Here is a 20,210-nt window from a genome sequence, read left to right as displayed (position 1 = left end):
CTAAGAACAGTAAAGGTGCCAGTGAGACACCTTGCTAGATGCGATTCAGCCTGCCGAGCTATTATGCAAATCAATCGTTGCATTGTTCGCTACTTGTTGCGCAGTCAGCGCCAAATCACTGCGTACCTTTTCAATATGTTGTAAGTACTTGTCATCAATATCACCTGTCACATACTTACCATCAAAGACAGCGCAATCAAATTTCTCAATCTGGATTTTACCACCACCTACACTATCAACTAAGTCTTGCAAGTCTTGGTACACCAGCCAATCTGCACCAATCAATGCTGCCACTTCTTCCGTGGTACGATTATGAGCTATCAACTCATGCACACTCGGCATATCAATGCCATAAACATTGGGATAACGTACAGCAGGTGCAGCTGAACAGAAGTACACATTCTTCGCACCAGCTTCACGAGCCATCTGGATAATTTGCTTGCAGGTGGTTCCACGGACGATAGAGTCATCCACTAGCATTACATTTTTACCACGGAACTCTAAATCAATAGCGTTCAACTTTTGACGGACAGATTTTTTCCGCGCGGCCTGTCCAGGCATAATAAAGGTACGCCCAATATAACGATTCTTAACAAAGCCTTCCCGATATTTAACACCTAAACGGTTGGCTAACTCTAAAGCTGAAGTGCGACTCGTGTCAGGAATAGGAATCACCACATCAATATCGTGGTCTGGACGCTCATTCAAGATTTTATCAGCCAGTTTTTCTCCCATGCGCAAGCGCGCCTTGTACACCGATACACCATCAATAATGGAATCTGGGCGAGCCAAGTAAACCTGTTCAAAAATGCACGGATTTAGCACTGGATCTTTTGCACATTGACGAGTATGCAACTGCCCATCTTCAGTAATATAAACTGCTTCACCTGGTGCCAGATCACGAATCAACTTAAAACCTAGTACGTCCAACGCCACGCTTTCCGAAGCGATCATATACTCAACACCCTCTTCAGTATGGCGTTGACCAAACACAATTGGGCGAATACCATGCGGATCACGAAACCCTAAAACACCGTACCCAGTAATCATGGAAACTACAGCATAACCACCACGGCAACGCTCATGGACTCGACTGACCGCAGCAAAAACATCTTCTTTAGTAGGTTGTAATTTGCCACGCCGACTCAGTTCATGTGCAAAAACATTCAACATGACTTCTGAATCTGAATTAGTATTCATGTGACGCAAATCTGACTCATAAATCTCTTTAGCCAGCTGCTCCACATTGGTCAAATTACCATTATGGGCTAACGTAATACCATATGGTGAATTGACATAAAAAGGTTGTGCCTCAGCACTGCTGGAACTTCCTGCTGTTGGATAGCGCACATGGCCAATTCCAACATTACCGATCAACTCCTTCATATGGCGCGTACGGAATACATCACGCACTAAACCATTATCTTTACGTAAGAACAAACGCCCATTCTTGGATGTCACCATCCCGGCGGCATCCTGGCCACGGTGTTGAAGTACGGTAAGCGCATCATAAAGCGCTTGATTTATGTTTGATTTGCCAACAATACCGACAATGCCACACATGTAACGCGACCCCTGTTATGTCATTCTAGTTTAAAGGCAGTTGCAGGATAGTAACTGCCTAGCTTGCTCATAAGTGACGTGCACTTTGAGCGGTCGAAATCCACTCACCAGACAAACCTAAAATCAGGTTTTTTGACCAGTCAGCGATCAAAAGAAAATGCGGAATTAAAGTAGACTGCTGCCACCAGCTGTCTTGCTGAACCGGCGCCAAACTTAACAGACCTACTAAAATCACAACGAGCAAAGTACCGCGTGCTGCACCAAATACCATACCTAACAAGCGGTCCGTTCCGGTCAGCCCTGTTGCTCGAACCATCTGCACTAACATAAAGTTAATTAAGGCACCAACCATCAAAATTGCTGCAAATAAAAGCGCACTCGCTGCCACAACTTGCAAGGACGGAGTGGCAATATAATCTGAGAAATGGTGAGCTAAGCCCCCCCCATAAACTCGAGCTACCACGCCAGCCACAACCCATGTTACTAATGACAAGGCTTCTTTAATAAAACCACGACTTAAGCTAATAAGCGCTGAGATGGCAATCATGCCAAGAATGAGGGCATCAACCCAATTAAAAGACACTGCTAATTAACCTGCTCTGTAAAACAAAGTATTTTAACAGAGCTATTCGAGAGTGATAAGCGCTTGTTACGTTTTTCGTACACCTGATACCTTTACGGTTCGTAACGTACAACAAAGCAATCTTGTTTTTCACGCGTTTTTAAGCTTTTACACAGTGCTCGTGCTTCAGCATCTTTCACCAACGGACCAATTAAAACACGATGCGTACCACCGCTACTGCGCACATAAGCGTTGTACTGCTTCTTACGAAACTTATCACGCAGCGCTTCAGCATTTGCTTTATTACCTACATTAGCAATCTGCACGGACCATGATACAGGCAGGTTGTTTTTATCAATACCCGGCGTTACCGCTTGCTGTGCCGGTTTAGTAATGACCGGCTTACGCTCAGCCTTCGGAGTAACAGGTTGAGGCGATACAACAGGCTCTGGTTGCGTCTGAACCATAACCGAACCTGAATTCGATGGAATACTCACGACTGGTGCACTTTCATGTACAACTCCTGCCTCCTCAACTAGCTCATAAGTTTCATCAACTATCGGTGTAGGCACTTCAACTTCATCTACAGGAAACTCTGGAGCAGCAGGCGCCTCAGGCATCGGCGGCGCTTGTACAATTACTTGCTGAATTGCCTCTTCTTTCTTAAACAACATCGGTACAAAGATCACCGCTAAAGCAATTAAAACCAAGGCACCAACTATACGTTGTTTGAGTTTACTTTCTGCAGCCGCCATAAATTGTGCTCCATTTTTTATTAATAAACCAAATGTTTTTACTGATACACTAAAACACAGGTTCGACTACATAACAATCCTTGCGTGCATTAATTCAAGCTAGCTTTGCTTTGTGTTTTTATCAAGCCATTTGAGCGCTTCAGCTACGGTAAAAAACGAACCAAAAATAACAACTTGATCCCCATCCAGTGCATCGGCGCACTGCGCCTCAATCGCTTGAGCTATAGTGTCATAAACACTCACAGTAGCCCCACGCTCTAGCAACATCTGCTGCAACTGACTCGCCTTACAACTGCGCGGACTTGGCAGGGTCGCCACTGCCCAACTACTGACCTGTCCCTGCATAGCATCTAAGACACCTGATAAATCTTTATCTTCTAGAACACCGAGCACAGCCAATCGACGCCCATTCCGCGGACTTGCTTCAATTCGCCCAGCAAGATAGCTAGCCGCATGCGGGTTATGTGCCACATCCAACAATAAAGACAGCGACCGCCCCTGCCAAGACAAACTCATTTCATGCAACCGTCCAGCAATACGCGTCTGTGTTAAGGCAGCTATAATACCCTCTGAGCACCAGTTCAAATCAAGCAGGGCATACACTTGCAAAGCCAGTGCTGCATTTTCAATCGGCAATGCTAAAAGCGGGATATCATGTAACTCAAGCCGCTCCCCCTGAGCACTCGCACCACGCCAATGCCAACTTTTCTCTGCAACAGCCAAATCAAAATCACGACCACGTAACAGTAAGGGCGTATTAATCAAGGATGCTTGAGTTAAGATGGGCTCTGGCGGATCAAGATCACCACAGACTGCAGGTAAGCCTGTGCGAAAAATACCTGCCTTCTCATAGGCTACAGAATCACGAGTATCACCGAGCCAATCCTTGTGATCCAACCCAATATTGGTCACCACAGCAATGTCCGCATCCACAATATTAACCGCATCTAAGCGGCCACCTAGACCTACTTCCAAAATCACCACGTCTAACTGAGCTTGAGCAAACAGCCAAAGCGCGGCCAATGTTCCCATTTCAAAGTAAGTTAAACTGGTGTCACCTCGAGCTTCCTCAACGGCAGCAAACGCATAGCACAACGACTGATCGGTAGCATTTTCACCATTGATATATACGCGCTCGTTATAATTTAATAAATGCGGCGAACTATAAACACCCACCCGCAAGCCTTCTTGGGCCACTAAATTGGCTATAAAAGCACAAGTCGATCCTTTACCATTCGTACCTGTTACTGTAACGACCTTATTTGCGATACGCGGTAACCTTAAGCGCTGTGCTACTGCTTTTACGCGCGCCAAACCCATATCAATTTCACTTGGGTGTAACTGCTCTAAATAACTGAGCCACTGCTCAAGATTCCGCGTTATCATTTTTATTTAAGCCTTTGCTTTTTCACCATCTTTAGCATCACCTGCCACAGTCTCGACAGGCTCTTCATCATGTTGCTTGCCATTATTAGCATCCACAACGCCCGAAACCTCTACTTTATCTTCCTCTGGCGCGACAGGCATATTCATTAACTGACGCAATATACTTGCCAAACGAGAACGCAACTCAACACGAGGAATAATTAAGTCGATCGCTCCGTGCTCAAGCAGAAACTCACTGCGCTGGAAGCCTTCAGGTAACTTTTCACGGACTGTCTGCTCAATCACACGAGGACCAGCAAAACCCACTAAAGCTTTTGGCTCACCTACAATCACATCACCTAGCATCGCCAAACTAGCAGATACACCACCATAAACAGGGTCAGTCAATACAGAAATAAACGGGATACCTTCTTCACGCAAGCGTGCAATCACCGCTGATGTTTTCGCCATTTGCATTAAAGAAATTAAAGCTTCTTGCATTCGCGCACCACCAGATGCCGAAAAGCAAATCATTGGACAACGCTGCTCAAGAGCAACATTAGCCGCTTGCACAAACTTTTCCCCAACAATGGCCCCCATAGAGCCACCCATAAAAGAAAACTCAAAGGCTGCAGCAACAACAGGCATCCCTTCTAAAGTACCACTCATAGCAACCAAAGCATCTTTTTCACCGGTTTGCTTTTGCGCAGCACTAAGACGATCTTTATAGCGTTTGCTATCACGAAATTTAATGCGGTCAACTGGCTCTAGTTCTGCTGCTATTTCACTGCGCTCGTCTTTATCTAAGAAAATATCTAAACGAGTACGCGCATTGATGCGCATGTGGTGATCACATTTCGGACAGACATTTAAGGTTTTTTCTAACTCTGGTTTATATAGAGCGGCTTCACAAGAAGGACATTTATGCCAAATACCTTCGGGCACCGATCCTCTTTTTGACCGTGAATCAGAGCGCATAATAGAAGGAATTAGTTTATCTACTAACCAGTTGTTCATCAGCTGACTACTCCGCCTAGGACAAGTAACAAGGTCACCTGCCTTATAGTATTTATTGAATGATTAGGTTACTGACGGTGCTTTATTTCATCCCGTCACATCGCTGTGCGTTTTCTAACTGCACAGCATATAAGAATTTACGTATTTTATCTGCGTCTTTTATACCACGACTGGACTCTACACCACCGCTTACATCCAAAGCCCAAGGCTGAACCTGCCGCATAGCTTGTACCGCATTATCCACATTTAAGCCTCCAGCGAGAATGAGCGGTTTGGCTAAGTCAGTAGGTATCTGCTGCCAATCAAAGCGCTCGCCAGTGCCGCCTGGCACACCCGGCACCCAAGCATCAAGTAAAACTGCCTGCGCACAAGTATACTGCGCTGCTTTTTGAGCAATATCTACACCTGGCTGCATACGTAATGCACGAATATACGGCCGACTGAAGCCCTCACATTGCTCTGGCGTTTCATCACCGTGAAACTGTAAAATGTCCAACGGTACCTCTGCCAACACAGTATTAATCACTTCACGCGTAGCATTAACAAACAAACCCACTGTACTTACAAAAGGCGGTAAGGCTGCAACAATTGCTTGCGCTTGCACGATATTGACCGCACGCGGGCTTTTTTCATAAAACACTAAGCCAATGGCGTCAACACCAGATTGTGCAGCACTTAATGCATCTTCGATACGGGTAATACCACAAATTTTTGTTCGTATTCGCACAACTACTCCAATCACAGATCAGTAAAAGTGTCCGGCAAACCCGATAAAAAGTGCGGGCCCAAAAAACGTTCTGGCAAAATAAATTGCTCAGGATATTCAACTTTAACCATATAAAGGCCGTAAGGTGCTGCAGTAACCCCCCCCATACTGCGATCCCGGCTTTCCAGTACCTCTTTAGCCCACTTAATAGGACGATCACCCGCACCAATCATCATTAATACGCCAGCGATATTACGAACCATATGGTGTAAAAAAGCATTGGCACGTACATCAATGACAATCAGCTTACCAAATTCTATGATGCGCAGATGGTGAATTGTACGAACAGGTGAACGAGCTTGGCAGCCTGCAGCCCGTAAAGCACTGAAATCATGAGTCCCAACCAAGCACTGCGCTGCATTTTGCATACGCTCAACATCAAGCTGGCGATGAGTCCAAGTGACTTCCTGCCCTAGATGCGCAGGGCGTATTTCATCACTATAAATCACATAACGATAACGCCGAGCAACAGCACTAAAACGAGAATGAAAATCAGCAGGCATTTCCTTTGCCCAAGTAACACTGATATCTGAAGGCAAATAGCGATTCGCCCCCATCACCCAAGCACGCATCGGGCGCACATGAGGCGTATCAAAATGCACCACCTGTCCACATGCATGCACCATAGCATCGGTACGCCCTGCACAACTTAAGCGTACTGACAGTCCTGCATTGACTTGTTGCAGGGCCTGCTCTACTGCTCCCTGCACACTTGGTACACCATCAGGCTGCAACTGAAACCCTCGATAATTAGAACCCTTGTAATCAATGCCTAAGGCAATTCTAGTAAAACCTGGTGCGGCGACCTCGTCTACAGCCGGAGTCATCGTAACTGACATGAACGCTCCTATTGACTATGCAATAAATAATCTGGCTAGCGCGCCCCGTAATAACTGATCATCTCGTACAAGATAACGATCAATACCGAACACCTAAAGCACAACTAAAAACCGCTAAGTCTAACGGACTCAAAGATTGTTCGATAGTTTTCCGTTTCAGCTAGGAAGGCACAGTACTAAGGCCTTAAAGCCCAACACCCTACTTAATTTTAACCTTATCAATAAAAAACCCGCACAACATTAGCTTTAATGCCAATAGTATGCGGGTTTCCACCTGACTCTAAGGCCAAGTAAACTCTAAGCGCAGCCTTACACTTAACGCTCCAACAAAATGCGTAACATTCTACGCAACGGCTCTGCCGCACCCCATAGTAGCTGATCACCAACGGTGAATGCCCCAATATAATGCGACCCCATATTCAGCTTACGCACACGACCAACAGGAACATTCATAGTCCCTGTTACCGCTGTTGGCGTGAGTTCACGCATAGTCATATCACGATCATTAGGTACTAAACGCACCCATGGGTTGTGCTGACTAATCAAGCTTTCAATATCAGCTAAGGGTACATCTTTGTTGAGTTTAATCGTCAACGCCTGACTGTGGCAGCGCATCGCACCAACACGTACACACAACCCATCAATAGGCACTGGATTTTTAAAATGCCCCAAAATCTTGTTGGTTTCAGCTTGAGCCTTCCACTCTTCACGACTTTGACCATTAGGCAATGCACTATCAATCCATGGAATTAAACTGCCCGCCAACGGCACTCCAAAATGATCTACTGGGCAATCTTCACTGCGCTGAAACTCAGCAACCTGACGATCGATATCTAAAATAGCACTGGCTGGATCTTGCAACTCAGTTGCTACTGAATCACGGATGCCACCCATTTGTCGAATCAGTTCTCGCATGTTTTGCGCACCTGCACCGCTAGCAGCCTGATACGTCATTGCGCTCATCCACTCAACCAGACCAGCTTCAAATAAACCGCCTAAGCCCATTAACATCAGACTCACGGTACAGTTACCACCAACAAAATCTTTGACACCAGAATCAATACCGTGATCAATACCTTTACGGTTGACCGGATCAAGTACAATCATTGCGTGATCTTTCATACGCAAGGCAGATGCAGCATCAATCCAGTATCCATCCCAACCTGCCTCACGTAATTTTGGATACACTTCATTGGTGTAGTCACCACCTTGACAGGTCAAGATTATATCCAGTTTTTTGAGCTCATTAATATCATAAGCATCTTGCAAAGCTGGAATATCTTTACCAATGGCAGGTCCTTGTCCACCGACATTAGAGGTAGTAAAGAATACTGGATCAATTAATTCAAAATCCTGTTCTTCCAGCATGCGCTGCATAAGGACAGAGCCCACCATGCCACGCCAACCAATTAGACCTACACGTTTCATTACGACTACACCTATTGTTAGTTAACGACCGCCACACTACTTAGCAAGCAATTGTGGCGGGCTAAATTGAATTGAATGAGCTTACAGTTTTGCTAACGCTGCGACTACCGCATCACCCATTTCAACAGTACCCACTTTACGCATACCTTCAGAGAAGATATCACCGGTACGTAAACCTTGATCCAACACATCACTCACAGCCTGCTCAATAGCATCTGCTGCTGCAAGTTGGTTAAAGGTGTAACGCAACATCATGGATACAGACAAAATCGTCGCCAGTGGATTGGCAAGGTTTTGCCCAGCAATATCAGGTGCGGAACCATGAGATGGCTCATACATACCCTTATTGTTGGAATCTAAGGACGCTGATGGCAGCATACCAATGGAACCCGTCAACATAGAAGCCTGATCCGATAGAATATCACCAAACATATTCTCAGTCACAATCACATCAAACTGTTTCGGCGCCATCACCAACTGCATCGCTGCATTATCCACATACATATGGCTTAGTTCTACATCAGGGTAATCTTTAGCTACTTCGTTCACTACTTCACGCCACAAGCGACTGGATGCCAAAACGTTCGCCTTATCCACAGAACACACTTTCTTGTTACGTAAACGTGCCATGTCAAAGCCAACTTTAGCAATCCGGCGAATTTCACTTTCTTTATAAGGTAAAGTGTCATATGCCATACGCTCACCGTTATCTAAAATAACAGTATCACGCGGCGTACCAAAATAAATACCACCCGTCAGTTCACGTACAATCAAAATATCTAAACCCGACACTACTTCGGGCTTCAGACTTGATGCTTCAGCCAACTGTGGGTACAAAAGCGCCGGACGTAAGTTACCAAACAAACCTAATTCTGATCGCAATTTCAATAAGCCACGTTCTGGACGAATGGCAGGATCCAATGTATCCCACTTAGGACCGCCCACCGCACCAAGCAAAATAGCATCTACCTCACGTGCTAACGCTAAAGTTGTATCTGCCAAAGGTACGCCATGCTTATCAATGGCTGCCCCGCCTAACTCACCATCAACCAGTTCAAAATCTAGGCTAAACTTTTGTGCAGCCTGCTCTAAAACCTTAACTGCTTCACGGGTGATCTCTGGACCAATTCCATCACCTGGCATTACTAAAATTTTCTTTTTCATATCAAGCTCTCAACGCCATTGCAGTTTCTACAATGGCGTTACAGGTTAAATTAAAGTGCGTTAAACAACCATGGATTGGCTTTTTTGTAGCCAGCCTCAAATTCACGAATCAACTCAGCATCTTGCAAGGTCAAGCCGATATCATCTAGACCGTTGAGCAAACAGTGCTTACGGAATGCATCTACCTCAAATGCATACTGCACTCCATCAGGACGGGTCACCGTTTGCGCTTCTAAATCGATAGTCAACGCATAACCTTCATTGGCTTCCGTTTGCACAAACAGCTCATTAACCTCATCAGCACTTAGCACAATAGGCAACAAACCATTTTTAAAACTGTTGTTATAAAAAATATCAGCAAAGCTCGGTGCGATAATGGCACGGAAGCCGTACTCATCTAGCGCCCATGGCGCGTGCTCACGGCTGGATCCGCAACCAAAATTTTCTTGCGCAAGCAAAACACTTGCACCTTGGTAGCGTGGCTGATTCAGTACAAACTCAGTATTGAGCGGGCGCTTACTGTTATCCTGATCTGGCTGCCCCTCATCAAGATAACGCCACTCATCAAATAAATTAGCACCAAAACCGGTACGTTTAATGGACTTTAAAAATTGCTTTGGAATAATCTGGTCTGTATCAACGTTGGCGCGATCCAACGGAGCAACTAAACCTTGATGTTGAGTAAAGGCTTTCATGTTTATGCTCCTTCATTCATTAATTCACGCACATCGACAAAATGGCCTTTAACCGCTGCTGCGGCAGCCATCGCTGGGCTCACTAGATGTGTCCGTCCACCATTGCCCTGACGCCCTTCAAAGTTACGGTTAGAGGTTGAAGCACAATGTTCGCCACTGCCTAACTTATCAGGATTCATTGCTAAACACATGGAACATCCAGGCTCTCGCCACTCAAAACCTGCGTCAATAAAAATCTTATCTAAACCTTCTTCTTCCGCCTGTGCTTTCACTAAGCCTGAACCTGGCACTACTAAGGCTTGAATGACATTGTCAGCAACTTTACGACCTTTAGCCACTGCAGCTGCTGCTCGCAAATCTTCAATACGCGAGTTAGTGCACGAACCAATAAAAATACGATCCAACTTAATATCAGTAATAGCTTGGTTTGCTTGCAGCCCCATATATTTCAATGCGCGGGTAATGGAGTCACGCTTAACAGGATCAGACTCTTTAGCTGGATCTGGAACATTAGCATTCACCGGCAACACCATTTCCGGTGAAGTGCCCCAACTGACTTGAGGGATAATATCTTCTGCGCGCATTTCTACAACAGTGTCAAAATGTGCGTCCTCATCAGAAACCAAATCTTTCCAAGCAGCAACGGCTGCCTCCCAATCGGCACCCTTTGGCGCATACGGACGACCTTGCACATAATCAATAGTTTTTTGGTCAACGGCCACCATGCCTACACGCGCACCTGCTTCGATTGACATATTGCACAAGGTCATACGACCTTCCATAGACAATTCACGAATAGCGCTGCCAGCAAACTCAACTGCATGACCATTACCACCCGCGGTACCAATCTTCCCAATAATAGCTAACACGATATCTTTCGCGGTCACGCCTTCAGGAATTTGACCTTCCACACGCACCTGCATGTTTTTCATCTTCTTAGCCACCAAACATTGGGTCGCTAAAACATGCTCAACTTCTGACGTACCTATACCATGGGCCAAAGCACCAAATGCACCATGGGTTGATGTGTGTGAGTCACCGCAAACAACGGTCATACCTGGCAAAGTGGCACCCTGCTCAGGACCAATAACATGAACAATTCCTTGACGCACATCGTTCATTTTAAACTGCAAAATACCGTACTCTTCACAGTTATCATCTAAGGTTTGCACCTGAATACGAGATACATCATCAGCAATAGCTTCAATACCACCGTCACGCTCTTTCTTGGTGGTCGGTACGTTATGATCAGGGGTTGCGATATTGGCATCAACACGCCACGGCTGACGCCCAGCTAAACGCAAACCTTCAAAGGCTTGCGGCGAAGTCACCTCATGCAGAATATGCCGATCAATATAAATCAACGAAGAGCCATCATCTCGGCGTTTAACTTCGTGCATCTCCCAAAGCTTGTCATACAGCGTTTTTCCAGCCATTAGACCGTCCTCATCAATGTTAAACGCAGTAGCCATTCACGTACTGCTTATGTAGCCATACTAAGTTCTTCACTTGAATAACTCAAATTGATATTTATTATCCATTGGATTCCATTTGGTTATAGTGGTAAACTAAAAAACTTCTACCATCACACACAGCCCCCCATGGATCTAGCCAACTTACAGACTTTCATTACCATTGCTGAACAGCAAAGCTTTTCCCTTGCAGGCGAGCGATTACATGTAACTCAACCGGCGATCAGTAAGCGTATTGCCAGCCTGGAAGATCAATTGGGAGTGCGGCTATTTGATCGTATTGGTCGAGAAATCCGTCTGACTGAGGCAGGCCAAGCCTTGCTGCCACGCGCCTACCGCATTGTCAATGAACTCGAGGATGCACGGCGCGCCTTAAATAACTTACATGGTACAGTGAGCGGAAACTTGAGTTTAGCCACGAGTCACCATATTGGTTTACGCCGTTTACCACCGCTATTACGAGCTTTTACCAAGCAATACCCTGAAGTCATGTTAGATATCCGCTTCTTAGATTCAGAAGTAGCTTATACCGATATTCTTCACGGTCGCTGTGAGCTCGCTATTATCACACTTTCACCACACTGCGAAGCTCCGCTCAAAGCAGTAAAAGTTTGGCAAGATGATTTAGATTTTGTTGTGGCACTGGACCACCCCTTAGCTCAACGCAAGCACATCAGATTGGTCGATCTCTGTGCTTACCCCGCTGTCTTTCCTGGCAGCCATACCTTCACTCGTAAGATTGCTTTGCAATTATTTGATCAGGCAGGACTTACTCCCGAAATCAGCATGAGTACCAACTATATGGAAACCATAAAAATGATGGTGTCGATTGGCTTAGCTTGGAGCGTACTACCACACAGCATGTTGGACGAATCAGTTGTCCGCCTCCCGATCAGTGACGCTAGCCTCAGTCGTGATCTCGGTTATATCGTACACACCGAACGCACCCTATCTAATGCAGCACAAGCCTTTATGCAAATGCTCAATCACGCAGAGTAAATGGATTACAGCAGGTGACCTCAGGCTACAATCAACAGTTAACAGTCTCTAAGTGTTCAGAGGAAAAACCAAATAACTGATCAATTACCGAGCAATCTGTCATCTTACGCACCTTCAGAAACAATTGTTGCGCTTCTGGGTAGTTACGAGTTAAAAGGGCCAACCACTGCTTGAGCCGCCCAGGAGCAAAGCGAGCCGGAATATATAAACGAGCCTGACGCCAAAACTCACGCAGCAATGGTTGCAACTCTTGCCAAGTTTTCAATTGATACTCAATCCCATCACGAGCTGCAGCAATTTGTTTAGCCAGATCGGGGCATGACACCAGCCCACGTCCAAGCATGACGTGATCTACCCCGCTGATTTCACGGCAACGATACCAATCTTCTAGTGTCCAAATATCCCCATTAGCAAATACTGGCACATCAACTACATCTTGAACTTTAGCAACCCATTCCCAGTGTGCCGGAGGCTTATAACCATCAACTTTGGTGCGCGCATGTACCACGATCTGCGCTGAACCACCCGCGGCTAAAGCACGTGCAGAATCCATCGCACCTTCAGGACTATCGTACCCCAGACGCATTTTCGTCGTTAATGCAATATCTTTGGGCATACCCGCGCGCACCGTCTCAACAATTTTAAATAAGCGTTCCGGTTCACGCAGCAAAATGGCACCACCGTTAGAGTTGTTCACAGTTTTAGCTGGGCAACCAAAATTTAAATCAATGACCGGCGCACCTAGCTCACAAGCTTTTGCAGCATTCTCAGCCAAAGCCACAGGGTCTGAACCCAACAATTGAACACGCACAGGTGTTCCAACACAGGTCTGTGCACCCTGCTCTAACTCAGGCGCTAAGCGGTAAAAACTACGCGATGGTAACAACTGATCCGTCACACGAATAAACTCGGTAACACACCAATCTATCCCCCCTTGCTCAGTTAGGAGGCCGCGTAAAATATGGTCTACCAACCCCTCCATCGGCGCTAAAGCAATTTGCACAATATATAACTCACATAAATCAGCACGTAACACACGTACTAAAGGCTTAAATATTCAACTCGATAGAGCCAGCCCGCTCTAGCTGCTGAGACATTACACTGAACCTGGTTTTGATAGAAACAGAAGACTTGCATTCAAACTGTTGTTGGGCGCGCATGCTCCGGCAACATAGCAGCGCCATAACCTTGCACAAACGCCGGCGGCATACGTTTGGGCCGACCACTGGATAACTCTATACAAACAAAAGTAGTTTTCGCTCGCAGTAACGTCTGGCCATCCGCCACACGTCGTAACTGAAAATAACGATCCATTTTCAAACGTTGATCGGAGTAAGCGACCCAAGTTGCCATTTCCATTTGCTCCCCTTCGTACGCACTGGCTAAGTAATCAATCTCATGGCGCAAAATCGCCATACCCCGATCTAACGCTTGATACTCTGCAAAACCGAGTCCTAGCTCAATGGAGTGCTGCCAAGCACACTCCTCCATCCATTGAACATAAACGGCATTATTCACATGGTCAAATTCATCAATTTCTGCAGCACTAGCGCAAATTGGCAAGATAAAAGGATTGGGATAATCCCACCTCATGTAAACACCTCCAAATGCCCTGCCATCGCGCAAGCTTCTCGAGCCAACTGGGTAATCTGATCCCAAGCTTGGGCCTGTACTAAGCTCGCCGGTGCTACCCAAGTCCCACCACAACAGGCAACATTAGGTAAACTTAAATAGCTTAATAAATTATCACGCGTAATCCCACCTGTTGGACAGAAACTGATACCAGTAAACGGCCCCTTAAAACTATTAAGCAAACGTACGCTAGATCCCGCGTTTGCAGGAAATAACTTTAAAGAACGATAGCCGTACTCTAATGCTTGCAACACTTCTGAAGGAGTCATAACCGCTGGCAAGTATGGCAATTCAGTTTCTTGGGCAGCTTGTGTCAAGCGCTCAGTAAAGCCAGGGCTGACTGCAAACTGCGCTCCTGCATCAATGGCTTGAGCAAATTGTTCTGCACGAATTACAGTACCCACTCCAACGATTAAGTCTGGCACTTCTTGGCGAATAACCTGAATCGCTTCTAAAGCTTGAGGAGTGCGTAAAGTCACCTCAATGACATTTAAGCCACCATCATGCAGCGCCTGCGCTAACCCTACTGCACGCTCAACGTCATCAATCACTAAAACCGGCAAGACCGGATAAGCACGACGCAAAATATGTTCCATCGTTAGCATGAATTCAGTCCTCTATTAAAAAGCTGGCACCTTGATCAGCAGGGCCAACCGATCGACGTTGTGCAGCAAATAACTGCAAACCATACCCTGCAGTTGCATTCCTTGGCGCCTGTACTGTAGGGCGTTGGGCGAACTCTTGCTCTGCAAGATGCAACTGTAAACAGTCATGTTTAGCATCAATCTCAAGTATATCTCCATCTTGCACTCGACTCAGAGGCCCACCTTTCGCTGCTTCTGGAGTCAAATGGATTGCAGCCAACACTTTACCCGAAGCTCCTGATAAACGGCCATCAGTGACCAAGGCAACTTTCTGCCCCTTAGCTTGTAAATTCGCTAAGATAGGCATCAATTTATGCAGCTCCGGCATACCATTGGCTGCTGGCCCTTGAAAACGAACCACCATAATTAAATCACCGTTTAAGCGCCCTTTATCATAAGCCTCAAGCGCATCAGCTTCGCAGTCAAACACCCGTGCAGGTGCTTTTATAGACCAATATCGCTCTTGCACTGCCGAGGTTTTTATCACTGCGCGACCGAGATTACCTGTAACCATATGCAAACCGCTGTGAGTGGCAAAAGGTGCTATAACAGGTCGCAAAATATCTTTTTCCAACGGACTTATAGCAATATTTCGCCAACACAAACGACCAGTTTGCAGATAAGGTTCACGGGTGTACCTGTCTAAACCTCTGCCTGCAATGGTATACACATCAGAATGCATAAGCCCTGCGTCTAACAGCTGTGCAAACAACCACCCCACACCTCCCGCTGCGTGAAACTGGTTTACATCAGCGACACCACTGGGATACACATGAGCTAATAAAGGCACTACTTTCGATAAGGCTGCCAAATCTTCCCACAGCAATTCATAGCCCGCAGCACGAGCAATAGCCGGCAAGTGCAAAGTATGATTCGTAGAGCCGCCACTCGATAATATCGCCACAGCACCATTAATAAGTGCCTTAGCATTGATCTGTTCACCTAAGGGTAAATAATGCCCACCTTGCGTGGTGTTCTCTATTAGTAAGCGCGCTGCTTCATCAGTTAAGGCATGACGCAATTTCGATCCTGGTGAAACAAAAGCACTGCCTGGCACATGCAATCCTAATGCTTCCATTAACAGTTGATTGGTATTGGCTGTGCCATAGAAAGTACATGTTCCTGGCTCATGATAAGCGGCTAACTCTGCTTCCAGTAGCTCATCACGCGTGGCGTTGCCTGCGGCATAACGTTCGCGAACAGCAGCTTTTTCTGGATTTGACAACCCTGAACGCATCGGTCCTGCGGGCACAAAAACAGCAGGCAAATGACCAAAATGCAATGCGCCAATCAACAACCCCGGTACGATCTTGTCACAAACGCCTAAATACAATGCGCCATCAAACACAGCATGACTCAACCCAACAGCAGTGGCTTGAGCAATTAAATCTCGAGAAAATAACGAGAGCTGCATCCCCGCAGTGCCCTGGGTCACACCATCGCACATTGCTGGTACACCGCTCGCAAACTGTGCGCTGGCACCGTAACGGTAAAGCGCCGCCTTAAGCTGATCAGGGTAGTCTTTTAAGGGCGCATGAGCAGACAACATATCATTATAACTAGAAATAATGGCAATATGCGCAGCTCCACCCTGCCGCATAATAAGACGTTGTTCATCACTTTGAGCGGCCATCACATGAGCCAAATTAGAGCAACCATGCGCAGTGTTACGCCCCTGCTCTGCAGCTTGCATAAGCGTACTTAAATAAGCGTCACGGCGCTGCTTCGAACGCTCCTCAAGCGCCTGAGTTATACGCTCAACAACTGGGTTTAACATGGCATTTTCCTTTTTTCGTATACTGCATAAAACAGTGCTCAAGGCTCAAGCTTTTAAGGCGCCCAATAAATATGTATAGGCTGTGGTGCATGCCAAAGGAGCTGATAAATGGGTAATGCTTGAGTGGTTGGATCATGGGCCAGTACTCGTTCGAGCATTTGCCATTTCTCTTCGCCAAAAACTAATAAGCCTAGCCACTGTGTTGCACATAACATCGAAAGGTTTAATGACAAACGCACTTCAGGTTCATCCGGTGCAAGCCCTACCAAAGCCGATGGCTCTTCACACAGCTGCAAAGCAGTTGCTAACCCTGGCATACCAGGAAACAATGAAGCGATATGGCCATCCCCACCCATTCCAAGCAAAGTTGCAGCGACAGGAAGATGCTTCTGCATGACTGCTGCCCAAGCTACGCTGGAGGCCTCTGCACTATCTGCTAAACGTGGATCAAGTAGCTGCGCCTGCGGCAAAGCTTGCGCTAACATTTTCGAGTTACTGTACTCGCTATCTGCCGCTACCCAGCGCTCATCAGTTGGACTGACCTGCAAATCCGACCACCGCATATCCTCTTGACTGAGCAACTGCAACAGACCTCCAGGAGTACTGCCACCTGGGAGTATGACACTTACCTTGGCTTGCGTCGTAAAAGCCTGCATTATGCAAGATGCCAACTCTTGTGTCAGCGCCTCATTACAGGCTTGCTGATTAATAAACTTATGCACTTGAGCTTGTGACATTGACACCCCCAAAAGCTATCATTGAAGCAACATCATTATTTTTTGCGAAGCGGAGCATGACCATCACTACTCACTACAAAAGCACCTTCTGGCTGCTGACGTTTTGCCGGCCTCTTAGCTGGCTTCTTACTCCCTTTTACAGCACCTTTTTTCAGAGCTGATTTCTTCTTTTTCACTCCTACAGCCTTACCAGAAGCTTTAACATTTTTCGGCCCCTGGTAAGTACCTTTTAGCGCTTTAATCACACGACGCTCGAAGGTCTGCTTTAAATAACGTTCAACACTGGACATCAAATTCCAGTCATTGTGACAAATTAAACTGATAGCCAAACCTTCTTCACCTGCACGTCCTGTACGACCAATACGGTGTAAGTACTCATCACCGGAGCGTGGCATATCAAAGTTAATCACTAGATCAAGACCTTCAATATCTAGACCGCGCGCAGCCACATCAGTAGCAACCAGCACTCGTGAACTGCCTTGACTAAACAATTCCAAAGCACGCTTACGGTCTTTTTGATCCTTATCACCATGCAATACAAAGGCATTAATCTCTTGCGCAACAAGACGTCCATATAAACGATCCGCTTGCGCTCGTGTATTAGTAAACACTAAAGCTTTACGGAAAGGCTCATGAGTCAGCAACCAGTGTGTTAAACGCTCCTTATGAGCGATATCATCAGCGGTAATAATTTGTTGACGCGTACTTTCATTCATTTCCGCAACTTGGTTAATCATTAAGTGCAAGGGATTATCCAGCACCGTATTCACTATTTCCCGTAATGCATTACCACCGGTTGTAGCCGAGAACAATAAGGTTTGCTGACGTGCGGAGCATTCAGCAACCAGTCGTTCCATGTCTTCAGCAAACCCCATATCCAACATACGATCCGCTTCATCCAGCACCAACACCTCTACTTGATCTAGCTTTAAATGTCCCGCATTTAAATGCTCAATTAGACGGCCTGGGGTGGCGATTAAAATATCTGGATCCTTACGCAATAAAGCACCCTGTTCTTTAAAATCCTCACCTCCAGTAATCATGCCAGACTGTATAAAAGTATAACGCGAGAAGCGTTCAACCTCTGCTAAAGTTTGACGTGCTAGTTCACGCGTTGGCAGTAAGATCAACGAACGGATGGCCACCCTAGGTTGCGCTTCACCAATAAAACGATGCAATAAAGGCAAAACAAAGGCAGCTGTTTTACCGCTGCCTGTACGTGCAATCACACGCAAGTCTCGTCCTTCCAGCGCCGCTGGAATAGCCTCCACTTGAACCGGGGTTGGCTCAGTAAAGTTAAGTTCAGCCAAGGCTCTTAATAGACGTTCATGCAAGGCAAGTTTAGAAAACACGGTATACCTCAAGATCTTTGATCATATAAATAATGCCCCTTGCACACGCTCAAGGCCAATTGACAACTATTGTACGTCAGTTTACATGACGTGATTGCTTAAGCAGTACTCGCACACTATCAAACACCACTAAAAGTACTGCAAACCAAATCGGGATATAAGTCAGCCACTCCCCTGATTCAACAATTTCTCCCGCCCAAAACACACTCATGAAAAATAACAAAACAGGCTCTATATAACTTAAGATACCCATCAATCCTAAAGGCAAGGCATGACTCGCACCTAGCATAGCAGCAAACGCCAAAGCACTGAGCACACCTAAACCTGGCAGCAAATACCATAAATGCGGCGCAGTCAAAAATGACCCTAATGGTGCATAGTTGATAATCAAGTAAATTGCGACTGGCGCTAATAAAAGCATTTCTAAAAACAAACCACTGAAAGAATCAAAAGCCATCCAGCGGCGCAACATAAAATAAGGGGGATACCCGACCGCACAGAGCAACGTCACCCAAGAAAAACTGCCCACTCGCCACAACTCATGAGCAATACCCACAGCAGCAAATAAAACTGCAATACGTTGTAGCTTACGTAAATGTTCACTGTAAAATATGCGCCCGACTAAAACTAAAGACAAAGGCATTAAAAAATAACCTAAGGTTAAATCCAACATTTGCTCATTAATCGGTGCCCAGACAAAAATAAGCCATTGCACACCGAGCAGTGCTGCAGTGGTAAAGATAGCCAATATAAGTATTGGCTCACGCATTAAACGCAACATTGCTTCTTTCAATGCAGCCATTCGACCTGCCACAATCAACAATATAAAAATTGCAGGCAATGACCATAAAACACGCTGCGCAAATACCTGCACACCATCTAAAGGTGCTAAATACAGAGCATAAGCTGGAATAATTGCAAATATGAGCGAGGCGAAAACAGACATCGCCACTCCGCGACCTGATATATGCATATAAAATGCCTCTTAAATAAAGGATCAAAAAAGCAAAGCAATACAATCACAACCAACAAACGTATTGTTAGCTAGATTATATTGCTTAAAGAATAATGCACTTAAAAGTACACTTGATGATGTGGGGCCGAACAGCCCTAAATACCATTTAATTAATCTTTGCGATTAAAGGTTTTAACTTGTTGCTGAACTGCGGCCTTGGCCATCATATAGGCTGAGACAGGCGCACTTAACATAAGAAACAAAGTAATCAACAGTTCGTGAACATGCAAGCCCTCATCACGACTACTGAAATATACAATGGAAGCAATCAGTACACAGCCTACACCTAGGGTTGTTGCTTTTGCCGGCCCATGTAAACGCATATAGAAATCAGGAAAGCGGTATAACCCTATTGAACCAACCAGAGCAAAAGCACTACCAACCAGAAGGAAAAACGCCACTGTATATTCAACCCAAACAACCATTTA

At 45.8% G+C, this 20,210-nt stretch carries 20 protein-coding genes; 1 reads left to right on the top strand and 19 read right to left on the bottom strand.

Annotated elements, in window-relative coordinates; genetic code table 11:
- Positions 1–45: 45 nt before the first annotated feature.
- The 11 genes from purF to leuC all read right to left on the bottom strand — a co-directional run bounded on the left by purF (position 46) and on the right by leuC (position 11,590).
- A complete protein-coding gene (purF, locus tag TOI97_RS04585; RefSeq protein WP_321552943.1) occupies positions 46–1,563 on the bottom strand; it encodes an amidophosphoribosyltransferase in 1,518 nt (505 codons plus the stop codon).
- 67 nt (positions 1,564–1,630) lie between these two features.
- Positions 1,631–2,146 carry a CvpA family protein gene (locus TOI97_RS04580; RefSeq protein ID WP_321552942.1) on the bottom strand — a complete coding sequence of 172 codons (516 nt, stop codon included), beginning with the start codon at positions 2,144–2,146 and terminating at the stop codon, positions 1,631–1,633.
- Positions 2,147–2,238: 92 nt separating this feature from the next.
- On the bottom strand, positions 2,239–2,880 hold the full coding sequence (locus tag TOI97_RS04575; protein ID WP_321552941.1) for an SPOR domain-containing protein: 642 nt from the start codon (positions 2,878–2,880) through the stop codon (positions 2,239–2,241).
- Between the two features lie 99 nt (positions 2,881–2,979).
- On the bottom strand, positions 2,980–4,266 hold the full coding sequence (gene folC / locus TOI97_RS04570) for a bifunctional tetrahydrofolate synthase/dihydrofolate synthase (protein ID WP_321552940.1): 1,287 nt from the start codon (positions 4,264–4,266) through the stop codon (positions 2,980–2,982).
- A 6-nt stretch (positions 4,267–4,272) separates the two neighbouring features.
- Entirely contained in the window at positions 4,273–5,262 is a 990-nt protein-coding gene (gene accD / locus TOI97_RS04565) for an acetyl-CoA carboxylase, carboxyltransferase subunit beta (RefSeq protein ID WP_321552939.1), read from the bottom strand.
- 82 nt (positions 5,263–5,344) lie between these two features.
- The gene (locus TOI97_RS04560; RefSeq protein WP_407651312.1) at positions 5,345–5,989 is read right to left on the bottom strand and encodes a phosphoribosylanthranilate isomerase; all 645 of its coding nucleotides are present in this window, start codon (positions 5,987–5,989) and stop codon (positions 5,345–5,347) included.
- Positions 5,990–6,000: 11 nt separating this feature from the next.
- The gene (gene truA / locus TOI97_RS04555) at positions 6,001–6,867 is read right to left on the bottom strand and encodes a tRNA pseudouridine(38-40) synthase TruA (RefSeq protein ID WP_321552938.1); all 867 of its coding nucleotides are present in this window, start codon (positions 6,865–6,867) and stop codon (positions 6,001–6,003) included.
- A 315-nt stretch (positions 6,868–7,182) separates the two neighbouring features.
- Entirely contained in the window at positions 7,183–8,295 is a 1,113-nt protein-coding gene (gene asd / locus TOI97_RS04550) for an aspartate-semialdehyde dehydrogenase (protein WP_321552937.1), read from the bottom strand.
- 81 nt (positions 8,296–8,376) lie between these two features.
- Entirely contained in the window at positions 8,377–9,459 is a 1,083-nt protein-coding gene (gene leuB, locus TOI97_RS04545; RefSeq protein WP_321552936.1) for a 3-isopropylmalate dehydrogenase, read from the bottom strand.
- 50 nt (positions 9,460–9,509) lie between these two features.
- Positions 9,510–10,154 (bottom strand): 3-isopropylmalate dehydratase small subunit, encoded by a 645-nt coding sequence (gene leuD, locus TOI97_RS04540; protein WP_321552935.1) that lies wholly within the window; start codon positions 10,152–10,154, stop codon positions 9,510–9,512.
- A gap of 2 nt (positions 10,155–10,156) precedes the next feature.
- Positions 10,157–11,590 carry a 3-isopropylmalate dehydratase large subunit gene (leuC, locus tag TOI97_RS04535; protein ID WP_321553064.1) on the bottom strand — a complete coding sequence of 478 codons (1,434 nt, stop codon included), beginning with the start codon at positions 11,588–11,590 and terminating at the stop codon, positions 10,157–10,159.
- A 165-nt stretch (positions 11,591–11,755) separates the two neighbouring features.
- Between leuC and TOI97_RS04530 the strand changes: the two genes are divergently transcribed.
- The gene (locus TOI97_RS04530; RefSeq protein ID WP_321552934.1) at positions 11,756–12,625 is read left to right on the top strand and encodes a LysR family transcriptional regulator; all 870 of its coding nucleotides are present in this window, start codon (positions 11,756–11,758) and stop codon (positions 12,623–12,625) included.
- A gap of 31 nt (positions 12,626–12,656) precedes the next feature.
- Here the strand turns inward: TOI97_RS04530 and TOI97_RS04525 are convergent, their stop codons facing one another.
- The 8 genes from TOI97_RS04525 to TOI97_RS04490 all read right to left on the bottom strand — a co-directional run bounded on the left by TOI97_RS04525 (position 12,657) and on the right by TOI97_RS04490 (position 20,207).
- The gene (locus TOI97_RS04525; protein ID WP_321552933.1) at positions 12,657–13,628 is read right to left on the bottom strand and encodes a tRNA dihydrouridine synthase; all 972 of its coding nucleotides are present in this window, start codon (positions 13,626–13,628) and stop codon (positions 12,657–12,659) included.
- A 134-nt stretch (positions 13,629–13,762) separates the two neighbouring features.
- Positions 13,763–14,218 carry an acyl-CoA thioesterase gene (locus TOI97_RS04520; RefSeq protein ID WP_321552932.1) on the bottom strand — a complete coding sequence of 152 codons (456 nt, stop codon included), beginning with the start codon at positions 14,216–14,218 and terminating at the stop codon, positions 13,763–13,765.
- Positions 14,215–14,862, bottom strand: coding sequence for a bifunctional 4-hydroxy-2-oxoglutarate aldolase/2-dehydro-3-deoxy-phosphogluconate aldolase (locus TOI97_RS04515; protein WP_321552931.1), 648 nt, complete (start codon positions 14,860–14,862; stop codon positions 14,215–14,217). Before TOI97_RS04515 ends, TOI97_RS04520 begins: the two co-directional genes overlap by 4 nt.
- 4 nt (positions 14,863–14,866) lie before the next feature.
- Positions 14,867–16,678: a phosphogluconate dehydratase gene (gene edd / locus TOI97_RS04510; protein WP_321552930.1), complete on the bottom strand. Its 1,812-nt coding sequence runs from the start codon at positions 16,676–16,678 to the stop codon at positions 14,867–14,869.
- Positions 16,679–16,731: 53 nt separating this feature from the next.
- Positions 16,732–17,415, bottom strand: coding sequence for a 6-phosphogluconolactonase (locus TOI97_RS04505; protein WP_321552929.1), 684 nt, complete (start codon positions 17,413–17,415; stop codon positions 16,732–16,734).
- Between the two features lie 35 nt (positions 17,416–17,450).
- Positions 17,451–18,767 carry a DEAD/DEAH box helicase gene (locus TOI97_RS04500; RefSeq protein ID WP_321552928.1) on the bottom strand — a complete coding sequence of 439 codons (1,317 nt, stop codon included), beginning with the start codon at positions 18,765–18,767 and terminating at the stop codon, positions 17,451–17,453.
- A gap of 76 nt (positions 18,768–18,843) precedes the next feature.
- Positions 18,844–19,740, bottom strand: a complete 897-nt coding sequence (gene rarD / locus TOI97_RS04495; RefSeq protein ID WP_321552927.1) for an EamA family transporter RarD — start codon at positions 19,738–19,740, stop codon at positions 18,844–18,846.
- Positions 19,741–19,892: 152 nt separating this feature from the next.
- The gene (locus tag TOI97_RS04490; RefSeq protein WP_321552926.1) at positions 19,893–20,207 is read right to left on the bottom strand and encodes a Na+/H+ antiporter subunit G; all 315 of its coding nucleotides are present in this window, start codon (positions 20,205–20,207) and stop codon (positions 19,893–19,895) included.
- Between the last annotated feature and the right edge of the window lie 3 nt (positions 20,208–20,210).

The organism is Denitrificimonas halotolerans, from assembly GCF_034259425.1.
Classification (GTDB): Bacteria; Pseudomonadota; Gammaproteobacteria; order Pseudomonadales; family Pseudomonadaceae; genus Denitrificimonas; species Denitrificimonas halotolerans.
This window is presented reverse-complemented; position numbering and strand designations above follow the sequence as displayed.